The organism is Ochrobactrum teleogrylli (assembly GCF_006376685.1).
GTDB lineage: Bacteria > Pseudomonadota > Alphaproteobacteria > Rhizobiales > Rhizobiaceae > Brucella > Brucella teleogrylli.
Genome location: NZ_VEWL01000004.1, coordinates 165545 through 180317, shown reverse-complemented (window position 1 = coordinate 180317; position 14773 = coordinate 165545). Strand labels below are relative to the sequence as shown.

Sequence of the window (14773 nt, the reverse complement as noted above, 5' to 3'; positions counted from 1 at the left end):
TAATCACGCGTAGGGAGGTTCAAGCACCATGACAAACGACACTCCGCTTGGTGTACATTCTGAAGTCGGTCAATTGCGCAAGGTGCTTGTCTGCGCACCGGGACGCGCGCACCAGCGCCTGACGCCCAGCAATTGCGACGACCTGTTGTTCGATGATGTCATGTGGGTCGATAACGCCAAGCGCGACCATTTCGACTTCATGACCAAGATGCGCGACCGCGGCATCGAAGTTCTGGAAATGCATAATCTCCTCGCCGAGACGCTGGCTGTGCCGGAAGCCAAGGCTTGGATTCTCGATCATCAGATCGTGCCCAACCAGATCGGGCTTGGGCTGATCGATGAAGTGCGTTCCTATCTCGAAGGCCTGTCAAACCGCGAGCTTGCTGAAACGCTGATCGGCGGCCTGTCCACGACGGAATTTCCGGAGGATATCGGCGGCGAACAACTGGCGCTGATCCGCGATGCCGCCGGGGCCAATGAATATCTGCTGCCGCCGCTGCCCAATACTCTCTATACCCGCGACACCACCTGCTGGATTTATGGCGGCGTGACGCTGAACTCGCTCTATTGGCCAGCGCGCCATGAAGAAACGATCCTGACGTCTTCGATCTACAAGTTCCATCCCGACTTTGCGGGCAAGGTCAATGTCTGGTGGGGCGACCCGACAAAGGATTGGGGCCTCGCCACCCTGGAAGGGGGCGATGTGATGCCCATCGGCAAGGGCAATGTGCTGATCGGCATGAGCGAGCGCACCTCCAGGCAGGCGATCAGTCAGGTCGCGCAAGCCCTGTTCGCCAAGGGTGGAGCCGAACGTGTCATCGTCGCCGCTATGCCAAAACTGCGCGCTGCCATGCATCTCGATACGGTTTTCACCTTCGCCGACCGCGATTGCGTGCTGATTTATCCGGATATCGTCGATGGGATCGATGCCTTTTCCTATCGGCCTGATGGCAAGGGTGGCGTCGAACTGCACAAGGACAAGGGCAGCTTCGTCGATACGGTGCGCGATGCGCTGGGCCTGAAGAAGATGCGCGTCGTCGAAACCGGCGGCAATGATTACATGCGTGAACGCACCCAATGGGATAGCGGCGCAAACCTTGTCTGCGCCTCGCCCGGCGTCGTCTTTGCCTATGACCGCAACACCTATGCCAACACGCTGCTGCGCAAACAGGGCATTGAAGTCATCACCATCACTGGCGCGGAACTTGGGCGCGGTCGTGGCGGCGGCCATTGCATGACCTGCCCCATCATTCGCGACGCCGTGGACTACTAGGCGAGGTTTCGTGCGAATGACGGGAGGCACGCGGACGTTCGGTGCCATCGTACCAGCCATACTGGTCCTTGCCCTGATGTATGTGGCGCAGTCGGTTTTCGCGCCGCTCGTCTTTTCGCTGTTCATCATCGCCATGGTCTGGCCGTGCCAGTCTGTTCTGCAGCGCTATATGCCGCGCGGCCTTGCCCTGCTGATAACGCTGGTGGTCTCCATGGCCGTGATGATCGTCGTCGGATCATCGCTGGTCTGGGGCGTCAGCAAACTCGGACAATGGTTCTTCATCAATGCTGATCGCTTGCAGGCCATTTATCTCAGCTGGACCGGCTGGCTTGAGGAGCATGGCATTGCGCTCGTCGGGCCATTGGCTGACCGTTTCGATGTTCTGTGGGCGGTTCGTTTCATGCAGGGCATGGCGGGACGGCTGAACAGCTTTGCCGGCTTCCTGCTTCTCGTCTTCATCTTCCTCATGCTGGGCCTTTTGGAAGTGGACGACTTCAACAAGCGCCTCACCTCCCCCCGCGCCCAGCCCTATGGCAAGACCATCCTGCTCTGCAACCGCATCATCGGCGCCAAGCTGCGGCGCTATATGCTGGTGCGCACATTTGCCAGCGTTCTCACTGGCCTGATTGTCTGGTTGTTTGCGCTGGGTGCAGGTCTGGAACTGGCGACCGCCTGGGGCGCAATCGCCTTTTCCTTCAACTATATTCCGGTGCTGGGGCCGCTCTTTGCGACGACCTTGCCAACACTGTTCGCCATCGTCCAGTTCGACTCCTGGCAATTTGCCCTGGTGGTGTTTCTCAGCCTCAATGTCATCCAGTTCGTGATCGGCAGTTATCTTGAACCCCGGCTGGCCGGTGCATCGCTGTCGATCTCGCCCTTCGCGGTCATATTCGCGGTGTTCTTTTGGAGTTTCATGTGGGGCATTGCTGGCGCGTTCATCGGCGTTCCGATCCTGATCGCCGTCATCGTCTATTGCGCAGCAGCCCCTTCTGCTGCGTGGATCGCCGCGCTGATGTCGAATGACGAGCCACTTCTAACGGAAACAGACGCAAATTTGCATTGACGCGATTACAAGAATAAAATGCAGGAATATTCATAAGTATTGACTCTACAATACTTATTTTCATAGAATTTCCAGCATCCGCATAGCGTTCAATTCTATTGTAAATTACCATTCCGGTAACAGAGGAGGAACCGTTATGTTTCGGCTGGGACAAAAATATCAATCCTTCGTCCATGGCTCCGGCTGCTCCTGTTTCAGCCCGGCCTTGCAACAGGTTTCCCGCCGGTTGGACAGTTTTTCACGCCGCTCCTTCCTTGCCGGGCTGGGAGCAACCGCCATCGCGGCGGCCACCCCGAAGAAACTCCACGCCCAGACGACCGGTCCATCAGCCAGGACCTTGTTCCGGCAGGTCAGCCTGTTTGACGGCAAGTCGGACAGCCTGCGCGCCGATGTCCAGATTCTCGTCGAAGGCAACAAGATCGTCGCCGTGGACACGACAAACAGCGCGCCGCCCGAAGGCGCCACGGTGGTTAATTGCGGCGGTCGCGTTCTGATGCCCGGTCTGATCGACGCGCACTGGCACACTTTATATGCTGCCGTGCCTTTGAATGTGCTGTTGACCGGCGATCCTGCGGGCATATTCGCCTCATCGACGGCGGAGGCTGAGCGCACGCTGGAGCGTGGCTTTACGACGGTTCGCGACATGGGCGGGCCGGTGTTCACTTTCAAACAGGCGATTGATAACGGCATTATTCCGGGGCCGCGTATTTACCCATCCGGCGCGATGATCACCACGACGGGCGGACACGGCGACCTTAGAATGCCTTTCGAGGTTCCGCGTGGCGGCAACGAGCTTAGCCTCGGCGAAAAGATCGGCGGCGCGGCCATCGTGGACGATGCGGGCAGCCTCAAGATGCGGGTCCGTGAGCAGTTGATGCAAGGCGCGTCGCAGGTGAAGCTGGTCGGTGGCGGCGGTGTTTCAACCCCGCGCAGCCCACTCGATATGTCCACTTTCGACGAAAACGAGATACGCGCCGCCAATGACGTGGCGCGTGACTGGAACACCTATATGACGGTGCATGCCTATGCACCGCACACCGTGCAGCGCTCGCTGAATGTCGGTGTAGGCTGTATTGAACATGCGCATTTGATGGACGATGAAACCGCGCGAATGTTTGTCGACAAGAATGTCTGGCTCAGCACGCAGCCCTTTCTCAGCATGGACGATACCGGCACACTGACCGGCCCTTCTGCTGAAAGAGCCCAGCAATTGTTCGCCGCAACGCCCCGTATGTATGAACTGATCCGCAAGCACGGGGTCAAGACCGCATGGGGTTCAGATATTCTGTTTTCACCCCAACTGGCTCCGCGGCAGAGCTTCATGCTCACCCATCTCAGCCAGTGGTATTCGAACGCCGAGGCGCTGCGCATGGCGACGTCCGGCAATGCGGAACTTCTGACCCTTTCCAACCTGCGTAATCCTTATCCGGGCAAGCTGGGTGTGATTGAAAAGGACGCGCTAGCGGATCTGCTTGTTGTGAACACCAACCCGCTTGAAGATATCCACGCGCTGGAAAAGCCTGCCGAAAGTCTGGCGGTCATCATGAAGGATGGCCGCATGCAGAAGAACACGCTGTGATCGGTCGCGACCGTCTCCGTATGATGCGTGAAACAAAGGGCGAAGTGTCGGCTTCGCCTTTTTTATGCGCTGTGCGTGCAACGACAAATGGCGATTATTTAGACGAATGCCTATTTTATAATCAAAATCGTTTTCAGCGCCGGTTAAGTTACTGCCCGCCTGACGACCTTGCTTCGTTTCGCGGAATCCTGCCTCAAATTTTGACCATTTAATAAATTTTATCTTTTCAAGGCCTTAGGCCAAAGGCGCGGCCAGAAAACATACATTTTACGAAACTGGCATGACACTTGCTTTCTTATTTTACATAAGCAGGGAAGAGCATATTGACGGTTGGCTGCCCTACTGCGTTGGTTCAATACCCGTCATAAAAGAGACTAGGCGATGACAAAGTATAAGCTCGAGTACATTTGGCTTGACGGTTACACTCCGACACCCAACCTGCGTGGCAAGACACAGGTGAAGGAATTCGATGCGTTCCCGACGCTCGAGCAACTGCCGCTCTGGGGTTTCGACGGTTCGTCGACGATGCAGGCCGAAGGCCGCAGCTCCGATTGCGTTTTGAAGCCGGTCGCGGTCTATCCCGATCCGGCCCGCACGAACGGCGCTCTTGTCATGTGCGAAGTCATGATGCCGGATGGCGTCACGCCGCACCCATCGAACAACCGCGCAACCGTTCTTGACGACGACGACGCATGGTTTGGCTTCGAACAGGAATATTTCTTCTATCAGAACGGTCGTCCGCTCGGCTTCCCTGAGCATGGTTTCCCCGCACCGCAGGGCCCATATTACTGCGGCGTTGGTTCCAGCAATGTCGGCCCGGTCGCCCGCAAGATCGTCGAGGAACATCTTGACCTCTGCCTGGCCGCCGGCATCAACCACGAAGGCATCAATGCCGAAGTGGCCAAGGGCCAGTGGGAATTCCAGATTTTCGGCAAGGGTTCCAAGACCGCAGCAGACCAGATCTGGATGGCACGCTATCTCCTGCTTCGCCTTTGCGAACAGTATGAAATCGACATCGAATTCCATTGCAAGCCGTTGGGCGACACCGACTGGAACGGCTCGGGCATGCATTGCAACTTCTCGACCAAGTTCATGCGCGAAGTTGGCGGCAAGGATTATTTCGAAGCCCTGATGGCCCAGTTCGACAAGAACCTGCAGGAACATATCGACGTCTACGGACCCGACAACCATCTGCGACTGACGGGCAAGCATGAAACGGCTCCGCTGGACAAGTTCTCCTACGGCGTTGCCGACCGTGGCGCTTCGATCCGCGTGCCGCATTCCTTCGTCAAGAACGGCTATAAAGGCTACCTCGAAGATCGCCGCCCGAACTCGCAGGGCTGCCCATACCAGATTGCCTCCCAGGTGCTGAAGACCATTTCTGAAGTTCCGACTTCGGAAGACGAAGCGCTTGCCGCTTAATTTTTAGGCAGGCATCACACAAACGGATTGGCCGGGGCACAAACCCCGGCCAATTTTTTAATCCGTGAAAACCGCAATCGCTTTATCGCAAATGATGCACGGTCTGCAGTTCATAGACCGGCGTATCGATGCCCTCCATGCGGGCTTTCAGCTGCAGCGACAAATATTGCGAATAATGCCGCGACTGATGCAGGTTGCCGCCGTGGAACCACAGCGCCTCCTGCTGCGTCGGCTTCCACATATTGCGCTGTTCGCCTTCCCACGGGCCGGGGTCCTTCGGCGTTTCCGACCCGAGACCCCAGACCTTGCCGACCTTGTCCGCCGTTTCCTGATCGATGATATCCGCGACCCAGCCGTTCATCGAACCGTAGCCCGTCGCATAGACGATCAGATCGGCAGGCAGTTCGGTTCCATTGGAAAGCCGCACGGAGTTTTCGGTAATCTCCTCTATCTGCCCTGAAGCGAGCTTGATCTTGCCGTCGATGATGAGCTGCGAAGCGCCGATATCGATATAATAGCCGGAGCCGCGCCGCAGATATTTGAGGAACAAGCCCGAACCGTCCGAGCCGAAATCAAGCTGGAAGCCGACTTTTTCAAGCGCGGCATAGAAATCAGCATCGATCTCGCGGATCTTGTCATAGATGGGCTTTTGAAACTCATGCATGATACGATAAGGCAGCGAGGCGAAGATCAGATCGGCCTTGGCCGTCGTGACGCCATTTTGCACCGCCTCTTCCGAATAAAGCGCGCCGAGCCCGTGTTTCATCAGCGGCTCCGAGCGCACAATATGTGTCGATGACCGCTGCACCATGGTGACATCGACACCCGCCTCGCAAAGGGCTGCGCAAATATCATGCGCCGAATTGTTCGACCCGATGACGACGACCTTCTTGCCTTTGTAACCATCCGGCCCGGGATGGCGGGATGAATGCTGCTGTTCGCCCTTGAAGCGATCCTGTCCCTTGACGTTTGGAATATTCGCCTTGCCCGACATGCCGGTTGCAAAAACCAGTTGCTTTGGACGCAGGATGACTTCCTCGCCGTCGCGGTCCACCACGACCGACCATTCCTTCTTGTCTTGGTTCCATTTCGCGGACTTGACGGTGGAGCGCGTCCAGTAATTCAGCTCCATCACCTTGGTGTAGAATTCCAGCCAGTCGCCAATCTTGTCCTTGGGCGCAAAAACCGGCCAGTTTTTCGGAAAGTCGATATAGGGCAGATGGTCGTACCAGACCGGATCATGCAGGCAAAGCGACTTGTAGCGCTTGCGCCATGAATCGCCCGGTCGTTCGTTGCGTTCGACGATGATCGTCGGCACGTCGAGCTGGCGCAGGCGCGCGCCGAGCGCAATACCGCCCTGTCCGCCGCCGATCACCAGCACATAGGGCTGTTTTTCATAGCCGAGCGTGCGGGCTTCCTCCTCGCGTTCTTCCTTCCATGTCTTGGCGCCAAGGTCGTGACCATGCTTCGCGCCCAGCGGACGGGTGAAGCCTGATTTTTCCTCATGCCCCTTCAATTCCGACATGACGGTGAGAAGGGTCCATATCTTGCCACCCTTCAGGCGAATGAGACCGTAGCCGCGCGCAACTTCCGTCTCGAAGGATATCCAGCTTTCGGTGACGCCATCGGATTCCGTCGCTGTTTCACCAGAGGCCACGAGCCATTTGGTTGGCTTCACCAGCTGCAATTGGGATTGCAGCATGTCGCGCACCTGATCATGCCCCTCCACGGTCTTGATGTTCCAAGTGAAGGCAACCAGATCGCGCCAGTAGCAATCATCGGCAAACATCGAAACCGCTTCATCGATCCGCCCGCCTTCCAGTGCTGCGCCGAACTTGTCGAGAAAGGCCTGTACGCGGACTGTCGGTGTTTTCTCAAGCATTGCAATTTCCTCCCGTGGATGTGGATAGCGGACTTCTCCCAAGGCCCGTCAGCGAAGGATGAGCAAACGGCGTGCCAGATGGCTTGCAATCGCCAAGCTATTGTTTTTGCATTATTTTATTGAGAAGAAGAATTGCAGCCGCAAATGATGCAACAGCTATCGTGCAACAGGTGTTGCACCTGTTGCAGCATTAATGTGTGGGCTTCAAGCGGCGGTGGATCGTGGAACGATTGACGCCCAGTTTTCGGGCCAGCGCGGAAATATTGTTGCCGCACTCGTCAAGTTGACGGCGCAAAACCTGCTGATCGGAACGGTCATTGTCCGCCGCGGTCACAGTCTGGAAATGTTCGGGCAGGCAATCGGTGGTGATTGTGGCGTCTGTTGCAACCGCCGCTGCAACACGCAACGTATTGTCCAGCTCGCGCAGATTGCCCGGCCAGCCATAGGCTGCAAGCGCCTTTCGCGCAGCGCGGTCAAGCGTGATTGTCTCGCCCTCTTCTTCGCCGATACGGCGCAGAAGGTGATCAACGAGGCTGTCGAAATCCTGTCTCTGTCGCAGCGATGGCAGGGTCAGCGTCGCGGCATTGAGCCGATAGAGCAAATCTTCGCGAAAACGGCCTTCGGCAGCAAGCGCAGCCAGATCGCGATGCGATGCCGACAAAAGCCGGAACCTGACCGGCTTCGGTTTCAGCGCGCCGACTGGCTGAATTTCGTTTTCCGAAAGAACCCGCAGCAACCGGCTTTGAAGAGCGAGTGGCATGTCGCCAATCTCGTCCAGAAACAGCGTGCCACCATTGGCCGCTTCGATAAGCCCGGTCTTCCCCTTCTGCATTGCGCCGGTGAAAGCGCCGGGGACATAGCCGAACAATTCGGATTCGATCAGCTGTTCGGGTATTGCCGCGCAATTGACCGCGATAAACGGACCGGGCTTGGCGGTGCTATCATGGATGGCGCGCGCCAGATATTCCTTGCCGCTGCCGGTTTCGCCTTTGATGAGGATCGGCAGACGGCGATCCGCCAGTTTGGCGGCGCGGGCCTGCAGCGCCTCCATGGCCGGGTCGCCGAAACTCAACTGGCGTAGCGCCGCAGGCAGCCGCACCGATATGCTGCTGGTCGCAGGCGCACGGAAACTGCTGACCGGCGCAATGGCGCTTGCAAACAGCGCCAGACCGTTGCGCGCCCGGAGCAGACGCTCGCCATTGGGGCGTCCGCGCATCAGGGCCGGAAGCTGATCGATATCGATATCGAAGACGCTGGAGATGGGTTTCCCGATGAAGTCCTTCGTCGAGACCGTGCTCAGATTCATGCCGCGCGCAACAGCGCCGAAACCGCCATGTGTCATGCCGGTGATAACGCCATTGCCATCAATCGTCATCGCGGCATCGGGATCGACATCGAGAAAATCCGGCAAGCGCGCCAGACGCAAAACCCAGTCCTCGCGCGCCCTGGTCATCAGATTGGCAAGCTCGATCCGCCGCGCGGTCGAAGCCACCAGATGCAGCGCCAGCTGCTGGCTGGCCTTCGCGGTCGGCGAGCGCAATTGCGAAATATCGAGCACCGCCGACAGATCGCCGAACGTATCGAAAATGGGCGCCGCCGTGCAGGTCAGGCCGATATGGCAGGCGTCGAAATGATCGTCCTGATGGATGATGACGGGCTTGCCTGAAACCATGCAGGCCCCGACGGCGCAGGTTCCCGCCCTGTCTTCCGACCATTCCGATCCGAGATAAAGCCCCGCCTTGCGCAGCTGATTGTCGAAAGTGGGGTCGCCCATGAACTCGACTGTAACGCCGCGCGCATCCGACAGCAGCAGGACGTAGCTTTGATCGGCGACTTGTCTGAAAAGCGCTTCGAGGCCGGTACGCCCGATGCGGATGAGTTCTTCCGACTGTTCGCGATGTTCCCGCAGCAATGTGTCGGGCACGATATAGGCTTCCTGCGTCTGGGCAGGATTAAGCCGATAATCATTGAGGCAGCGCAACCAGGATTGAATGACAGGGCGATCACGATCCGAGGCCCCGCCCATGGCGACGCGCTCTATCTCCTTGATGTGCGACAGTGTCGACACCATGACCATCCTCCTCCGCCTGAATGCTGGCACAAGACGGAAGGGCGTTCAAGCGAATAGAGTGTCAGCCGATGAAGGCTGCATAATTCTCATCCAGCACCTTGCCCAACAGGGCCGAATAAGCGCCGTAGTGATCGCCGCCCCTGGCGATACGCCCAAAGGACGGTTCCTCAAAGGCAGATAGCGGCAAAAGCACCAGCGGCGTCGAAACCGGCGTCAGCTGCGCGCCCTGCCCCGCCCGCAAGGTCGTCAGCAGGCCGAACATCTCGCCCGTAATGCTGGGTCGCGACAGAACCACCATCCGATATTGCCCGGATGTGTTGGTGACAAGATAGATATGCCCCGACCGATGCGGCACGGATACCGAGCCATGCTGGGAGAATGACGCATCGGTGCGCTCCCGTTCCCGGAACCGTAGCCGCGTTCCCTCGTCATCCCAGACGATTTCCGTGCAATAGGCGAAGATCGCATCCGCATCGCCAAAGGACGGACGCAGGGTCAGATAGGTTCCCTCCAGCCACGCAACGGCGGGCCGCGAATAGGCGCCCAGCTCCTCCGGCGCATGGCCGCTGCCTGTGCCGTTCGCAACAGGGCGCTCGATGGTGTCGCCTGCCTTGGGCGCCTGCGCCGCGCCCGGTTCGCGCAGGGCCACACCCATTGCCTGTTCCAGCCGGATGATGGTGGCGAGCGTGAAAGGACGATGCCCCGATAGCGCCTTTTCTAGCGTTGAAAGGCTGATCCGCGCGTCGTCCGCGAGTCGCTGGCGCGAAATACGCCGCCGCGCGATTTCCTCGCGAACCCGGGCCGCAACGCTACTGCTTTGATTTTCCGACAGATAAGGGTCCCCGTGGACCATGCGCCAATGTCCTGATTGCGTACTTTCTTTCACAATTCCACACATATCCGCCAGCGGCAAGACGCTTTGCGGCAAGATGCGGACGAAAGAGGTCAAAGCTGACGCTGGCGAGGCAACAGCGCGTTTCAGACAATCGCTCCAGTTCATCCATTACGGAAAGGGAGCCTGTCATGCACACCGCAATCACTGTTTCACATCAAAGGAACCGGAGAAATTTTCTCGTCCGGTTCTGCCAGTTTCTCTGGTTCGGGAATGCAATTTTGCTTCCCGCGCTCGGCGTGATCCTTGCCCTGCTTCACCCCTTGCAGGCGCGCGCGGAAACCTCCGCTTTCGTATCGCCCAATGAAATGGAATCAGGCAGCCTGCTGATGCAGACCGAACAGGCCGGGCAATATGTCGAGGCCCCGCGGCTCGCCACCGATGTGGATATCACTGTCAGCGGACCGACAGCGCGGGCGCGTCTCACACAGGCTTTCGAAAACCCCACCGATGGCTGGGTCGAGGCGCTCTATGTGTTTCCGTTGCCTGAAGACAGCGCCGTTCATTCGCTGAAGCTGATCATCGGCAATCGCGTCGTCGTGGCCGATATCAAGGGAAAGCAGGCCGCACGCGCCATTTATGAGAAGGCCCGCAGCGAAGGCAAAAAAACCGCACTCGTGGAACAGCAGCGGTTCAATGTCTTCACCAATGCCGTCGCCAATATCGGTCCGCATGAGAAGGTCGTTGTACAGATCGAATATCAGCAGGCAGTGCGTCTGGCCGATAATCGCTTTTCGCTGCGCGTGCCGCTGGTCGTTGCCCCGCGCTATAATCCGCAGGACAAGGCCGCAATCGACCAGCGCGCCAAGCTGAATGGTGGCTGGGGACAATCCGCCGCCAGCACGACACAGAACACTCAGGCTGCACCGATCGATACGGCACTGATCGGACCGGACAGTGCACGGACCAACCCGGTCACGCTTGCAATCAAGCTGGATGCGGGGTTCTCGGTCGATGGACTGAAAAGCCTCTACCATCCCGTCAAGATCGACCGGCTGAATGGCGACGCGCGCCAGATCACACTGCAAGGCGACGCAATTGCCGACCGCGACTTCGTGCTTGAATGGAGCGCTGCGGCGAGCAACACGCCAACTGTCGGTCTGTTTCGCGAACGGGTCGGCAAGGAAGACTTTGTGCTTGCCTATGTCACGCCGCCGGTTCTGGCGCCGGCCAGGAAGACCGGTCGCGAGATTGTCTTCGTGATCGACAATTCCGGTTCAATGGGCGGCACCTCCATGGTGCAAGCAAAAGCCAGCCTCGATTATGCCCTGTCGCGACTGGAACCGAACGACCATTTCAACGTCATCCGCTTCGATGACACAATGACCAAATTTTTCCCGGACAGCGTAGCCGCAACCGGCGAAAATGTCGCCGCTGCGCGCAGCTTTGTCGGCCAGCTTGAAGCCGCTGGCGGCACGGAAATGCTGCCGCCGCTGCACGCCGCCCTCGATGACAGCCATCAGAGCAAGGGCTTGCGCCAGATCGTTTTCCTGACCGATGGCGAAGTGAGCAACGAATTGGAGCTACTCGATACAATCGCCGCCCGGCGCGGACGCTCGCGCATCTTCATGGTCGGCATTGGTTCAGCCCCGAACAGCTATCTGACGAACCGCGCCGCCGAGCTTGGTCGCGGGAGCTTCACCCATATCGGTTCGGCCGCGGAAGTCGACGAGCGCATGCGTGCCCTGTTCGACAAGCTGGAAAACCCAGCCGTGACCGATATCCGCGCCGCATTTACCGAAAAGAATGTCAGTCTCACGCCGACATTGCTGCCTGATCTTTATCGCGGCGAGCCGCTTGTCATTGCGGCCCGCATGGGCAAGGCGACCGGCGAACTGACCGTCAGCGGCATGGTCGGTGACCACCCTTGGACCGTGACACTGCCGCTTGATCAGGCAAGTCACGCGAATGGCATTTCCAAAATCTGGGCGCGCCGCAAGATTGACGATGCCGAAGTCGCTGCCACGCTTGGCGAGATCAATCAGGATGCCGCCGACGCCCGTATCCTGCGGCTTGCGCTCGATCACCATCTGGTGACGCGCCTGACCAGTCTCATCGCCGTGGATGTCACGCCATCACGCGCCGCCAATATACCGCTGACCAAGGCCGATATTCCGCTGCATCTGCCCGCTGGCTGGGACTATCGCACATTGCTCGGCATCAGCGCCACGCGCGACGCGAATACCGGACAGCCCGCCGACAGCGAAAACGCCGACTGGAGTGGTGTCGACAGTAAAGCTGAGGAGATCGCTCCGACCCTACCCGTTCCGAGCCTTGCCCTGCCGCAAACGGCGACACCTGCAACGCTTCTCATGCTGCAAGGTTTGCTGGCCGTGCTGATCGGCGCTCTTCTCTTCTGGTTCACGCGTCGTGAAAAGGCAGGCAGCCATGAGTAATCGTCAGACCATCCTGAAGGGGCGCGCGCTTGCGCGCTCCCTCTCGACACTTCTCGCCTGCGTTCTGATCACAGGCGGTCTGGTCCTCGCCGGACAGGGCTTCTGGATTCACGCCAAGGCCTTTGCCGCACAAATCCTGCTGGAGCGCGCTTTCACGCAGAGTGTTGAGACGGGGGCGCCTGTCAAGCCGTGGAGCTGGGCCGACACGTGGCCGGTGGCCCGCATCGAAGTGCCGCGACTGGAAACCGCAGCGATTGCGCTGAAAGGCGCGAGCGGTCAGGCGCTCGCCTTCGGGCCCGGACATCTCGATAATACGCCGGAAGCGGGAGATCAGGGCACTGCGGTCTATGCCGCCCATCGCGATACCCATTTCGCTTTCCTGAAAAATGTCGAGCCGAACGATTTGATCCGCATCACGCGCCGTGACGGAAAGATCGTGACCTATCGCACGACCCATATGGCTGTGGCCCGTTGGGACGAAGCGCCCATCGACCCGCAGGCCACGGGAAAACACCTCGTTCTTGCGACATGCTATCCCTTCGATGCAATCACGCCCGGACCGCTTCGCTATCTGGTCTATGCCGATCTGGTCGCCGATCGGCTCGACGGCGAATGAGCACGCAGCGTCAGGCGGGGCCAAGCATGATATTGGTCTCGCTTTTGCTGACGCCCTGAAGCGAGCGGATCGTCGAGATCACCTCGTTGAGTTCCGAAATCGTCGCCACTTCCAGCTCGGCAATCACGTCCCACATGCCATTGGTGTTGAACAGACCCGTCAGCCCCGGCACGCGCTTGATGGCGCTGATCGTGGCTTTGAGCGAAGAGCCTGACATTTCGATCAGCATGAAAGCCCTGATCTGGTCCTTGCCGATATCGTCGCGCACACGGACCGTAAAGCCCTTGATGTCGCCATTGGCCACCATGCGGTCGAGCCGCTTCTGGGCTGTTGCGCGCGCCACGCCAAGAAGCTCGGCCAGTTGCGGCACCGATGCGCGTCCATTGATGCGCAATTCCGTGATCAGTCTCTTGTCAAGCTCGTCCATGACCCCCTCTTTCTTTTTAGTAAGTGCGACTACCTATATCGGCAGTAATTTATAAAAATAATCACTTTATATTCTTTTTTGTCAATCTGATTGCAGATATTCATTTTCTGCAAGGGGATTGCCCAGGTGGTTTCCAGACGTTGATCGCGATGGAAACCCATGACCAATCCCGGCTTGGACCGGTCACAAGGTCACGAAAACAAGCGCATGCAAACGGCGATTTCACGGTCCCGGCGTCCGGGGCTTCAAATGGGGAACTGACCTACATGAATACCGCGAAATTTTTCTCCACGGCGCTTCTGGCGCTCGGTCTCACCTTTTCCATGAACGCGGCCAAGGCCGACGATCTGGAAAAGATCCAGAAGGCAGGCAAAATGTCGATTGCCCTGTCCGGCGTTTTTCCTCCTTTCAGCTTTGTGGATGAATCCAACAAGGTCGTCGGTTTCGACGTCGATATCGGCTCTGAAATCGCGCGCCGCCTGAAGGCCGAGCCAGAAATCGTCACGACCGCCTGGGACGGCATCATCGCTGGTCTGGTGACCGGTCGCTACGACACCATTGTCGGTTCGATGGGCATCACCGAAGAACGCAAGAAGGCAATTGCCTTTGTCGGCCCTTACTATCGCTCGGGTCTGGCGCTGTTCGTCCGCAAGGACGACGCTGCCACCTCGCTCAAGGAATTTGAAGGCAAGACCATCGGCGTGACGCTCGGCGAAACCTCCGAAAAATGGGTCCGCGAACAGGGCAAATACGACGTTCGCACCTATAAGGGCCTGCCGGAAATGCTGCTTGATCTGGGCTCTGGCCGTATCGATGCCGTTGTCGCCGACGACGTACCGGTTCTGGTTGCCATCACCAAGAGCAATGCGCCGATCAAGCAGGTCAAGGATGACCAACTGCCCCGCTACGACATCGGCATCGCCGTACGCAAGAACAATCCGGAACTGGCTGCCGCCATGCAGAAGGCTCTGGACGACATGATGGCCGACGGCACCTACAAGGCCATTTCCGAAAAGTGGATTGGCGCGGATATCCGCTAATCTTCCCTCTCCGGAAGATGGGTTGTGACAAGCAACCCATCTTCGAAATTGATCCCCCAAATCTGGTACTGTTCGCTTTCTGCCCACCACCCTTTGGGCGAACAGCGGCGCG

11 protein-coding genes are annotated in these 14773 nt (G+C 58.4%); 7 read left to right on the top strand and 4 right to left on the bottom strand.

Going from position 1 to position 14773, the window contains the following annotated elements; all coding sequences use genetic code 11:
- Nucleotides 1-28 precede the first annotated feature (28 nt).
- The 4 genes from arcA to FIC94_RS09280 all read left to right on the top strand — a co-directional run bounded on the left by arcA (nucleotide 29) and on the right by FIC94_RS09280 (nucleotide 5337).
- Nucleotides 29-1273, top strand: coding sequence for an arginine deiminase (gene arcA, locus FIC94_RS09295; RefSeq protein WP_109366884.1), 1245 nt, complete (start codon nucleotides 29-31; stop codon nucleotides 1271-1273).
- A 16-nt stretch (nucleotides 1274-1289) separates the two neighbouring features.
- The gene (locus tag FIC94_RS09290; RefSeq protein ID WP_140024758.1) at nucleotides 1290-2336 is read left to right on the top strand and encodes an AI-2E family transporter; all 1047 of its coding nucleotides are present in this window, start codon (nucleotides 1290-1292) and stop codon (nucleotides 2334-2336) included.
- A gap of 136 nt (nucleotides 2337-2472) precedes the next feature.
- Entirely contained in the window at nucleotides 2473-3915 is a 1443-nt protein-coding gene (locus tag FIC94_RS09285) for a metal-dependent hydrolase family protein (RefSeq protein ID WP_140024667.1), read from the top strand.
- A gap of 381 nt (nucleotides 3916-4296) precedes the next feature.
- On the top strand, nucleotides 4297-5337 hold the full coding sequence (locus FIC94_RS09280; protein ID WP_140024666.1) for a glutamine synthetase beta-grasp domain-containing protein: 1041 nt from the start codon (nucleotides 4297-4299) through the stop codon (nucleotides 5335-5337).
- A gap of 82 nt (nucleotides 5338-5419) precedes the next feature.
- Here FIC94_RS09280 and FIC94_RS09275 read toward each other — a convergent pair whose 3' ends face one another.
- The 3 genes from FIC94_RS09275 to FIC94_RS09265 all read right to left on the bottom strand — a co-directional run bounded on the left by FIC94_RS09275 (nucleotide 5420) and on the right by FIC94_RS09265 (nucleotide 10143).
- Nucleotides 5420-7219: an NAD(P)/FAD-dependent oxidoreductase gene (locus tag FIC94_RS09275; RefSeq protein ID WP_140024665.1), complete on the bottom strand. Its 1800-nt coding sequence runs from the start codon at nucleotides 7217-7219 to the stop codon at nucleotides 5420-5422.
- Between the two features lie 190 nt (nucleotides 7220-7409).
- Nucleotides 7410-9290 carry a sigma-54-dependent Fis family transcriptional regulator gene (locus FIC94_RS09270; RefSeq protein ID WP_140024664.1) on the bottom strand — a complete coding sequence of 627 codons (1881 nt, stop codon included), beginning with the start codon at nucleotides 9288-9290 and terminating at the stop codon, nucleotides 7410-7412.
- Nucleotides 9291-9351: 61 nt separating this feature from the next.
- On the bottom strand, nucleotides 9352-10143 hold the full coding sequence (locus FIC94_RS09265) for a helix-turn-helix domain-containing protein (protein ID WP_140024663.1): 792 nt from the start codon (nucleotides 10141-10143) through the stop codon (nucleotides 9352-9354).
- 260 nt (nucleotides 10144-10403) lie between these two features.
- On the opposite strand from FIC94_RS09265, the gene FIC94_RS09260 reads away from it, so the two are divergent.
- Both FIC94_RS09260 and FIC94_RS09255 read left to right on the top strand, forming a co-directional pair.
- Entirely contained in the window at nucleotides 10404-12578 is a 2175-nt protein-coding gene (locus FIC94_RS09260) for a marine proteobacterial sortase target protein (RefSeq protein ID WP_235891979.1), read from the top strand.
- Nucleotides 12571-13194: a class GN sortase gene (locus tag FIC94_RS09255; RefSeq protein ID WP_109366875.1), complete on the top strand. Its 624-nt coding sequence runs from the start codon at nucleotides 12571-12573 to the stop codon at nucleotides 13192-13194. Before FIC94_RS09260 ends, FIC94_RS09255 begins: the two co-directional genes overlap by 8 nt.
- A gap of 10 nt (nucleotides 13195-13204) precedes the next feature.
- Here the strand turns inward: FIC94_RS09255 and FIC94_RS09250 are convergent, their stop codons facing one another.
- The gene (locus FIC94_RS09250; RefSeq protein ID WP_109366874.1) at nucleotides 13205-13621 is read right to left on the bottom strand and encodes an Lrp/AsnC family transcriptional regulator; all 417 of its coding nucleotides are present in this window, start codon (nucleotides 13619-13621) and stop codon (nucleotides 13205-13207) included.
- A 266-nt stretch (nucleotides 13622-13887) separates the two neighbouring features.
- On the opposite strand from FIC94_RS09250, the gene FIC94_RS09245 reads away from it, so the two are divergent.
- Nucleotides 13888-14661, top strand: a complete 774-nt coding sequence (locus FIC94_RS09245; RefSeq protein ID WP_109366873.1) for a transporter substrate-binding domain-containing protein — start codon at nucleotides 13888-13890, stop codon at nucleotides 14659-14661.
- Nucleotides 14662-14773: the final 112 nt, after the last annotated feature.

What these genes read in the sequence shown, in the direction of transcription:
- arcA (WP_109366884.1), top strand. Translation starts at nt 29, where the DNA reads ATGACAAACGACACTCCGCTTGGTGTACATTCTGAAGTCGGTCAATTG.
- FIC94_RS09290 (WP_140024758.1), top strand. Translation starts at nt 1,290, where the DNA reads ATGACGGGAGGCACGCGGACGTTCGGTGCCATCGTACCAGCCATACTG.
- FIC94_RS09285 (WP_140024667.1), top strand. Translation starts at nt 2,473, where the DNA reads ATGTTTCGGCTGGGACAAAAATATCAATCCTTCGTCCATGGCTCCGGC.
- FIC94_RS09280 (WP_140024666.1), top strand. Translation starts at nt 4,297, where the DNA reads ATGACAAAGTATAAGCTCGAGTACATTTGGCTTGACGGTTACACTCCG.
- FIC94_RS09275 (WP_140024665.1), bottom strand. Translation starts at nt 7,219, where the DNA reads ATGCTTGAGAAAACACCGACAGTCCGCGTACAGGCCTTTCTCGACAAG.
- FIC94_RS09270 (WP_140024664.1), bottom strand. Translation starts at nt 9,290, where the DNA reads ATGGTGTCGACACTGTCGCACATCAAGGAGATAGAGCGCGTCGCCATG.
- FIC94_RS09265 (WP_140024663.1), bottom strand. Translation starts at nt 10,143, where the DNA reads ATGGTCCACGGGGACCCTTATCTGTCGGAAAATCAAAGCAGTAGCGTT.
- FIC94_RS09255 (WP_109366875.1), top strand. Translation starts at nt 12,571, where the DNA reads ATGAGTAATCGTCAGACCATCCTGAAGGGGCGCGCGCTTGCGCGCTCC.
- FIC94_RS09250 (WP_109366874.1), bottom strand. Translation starts at nt 13,621, where the DNA reads ATGGACGAGCTTGACAAGAGACTGATCACGGAATTGCGCATCAATGGA.
- FIC94_RS09245 (WP_109366873.1), top strand. Translation starts at nt 13,888, where the DNA reads ATGAATACCGCGAAATTTTTCTCCACGGCGCTTCTGGCGCTCGGTCTC.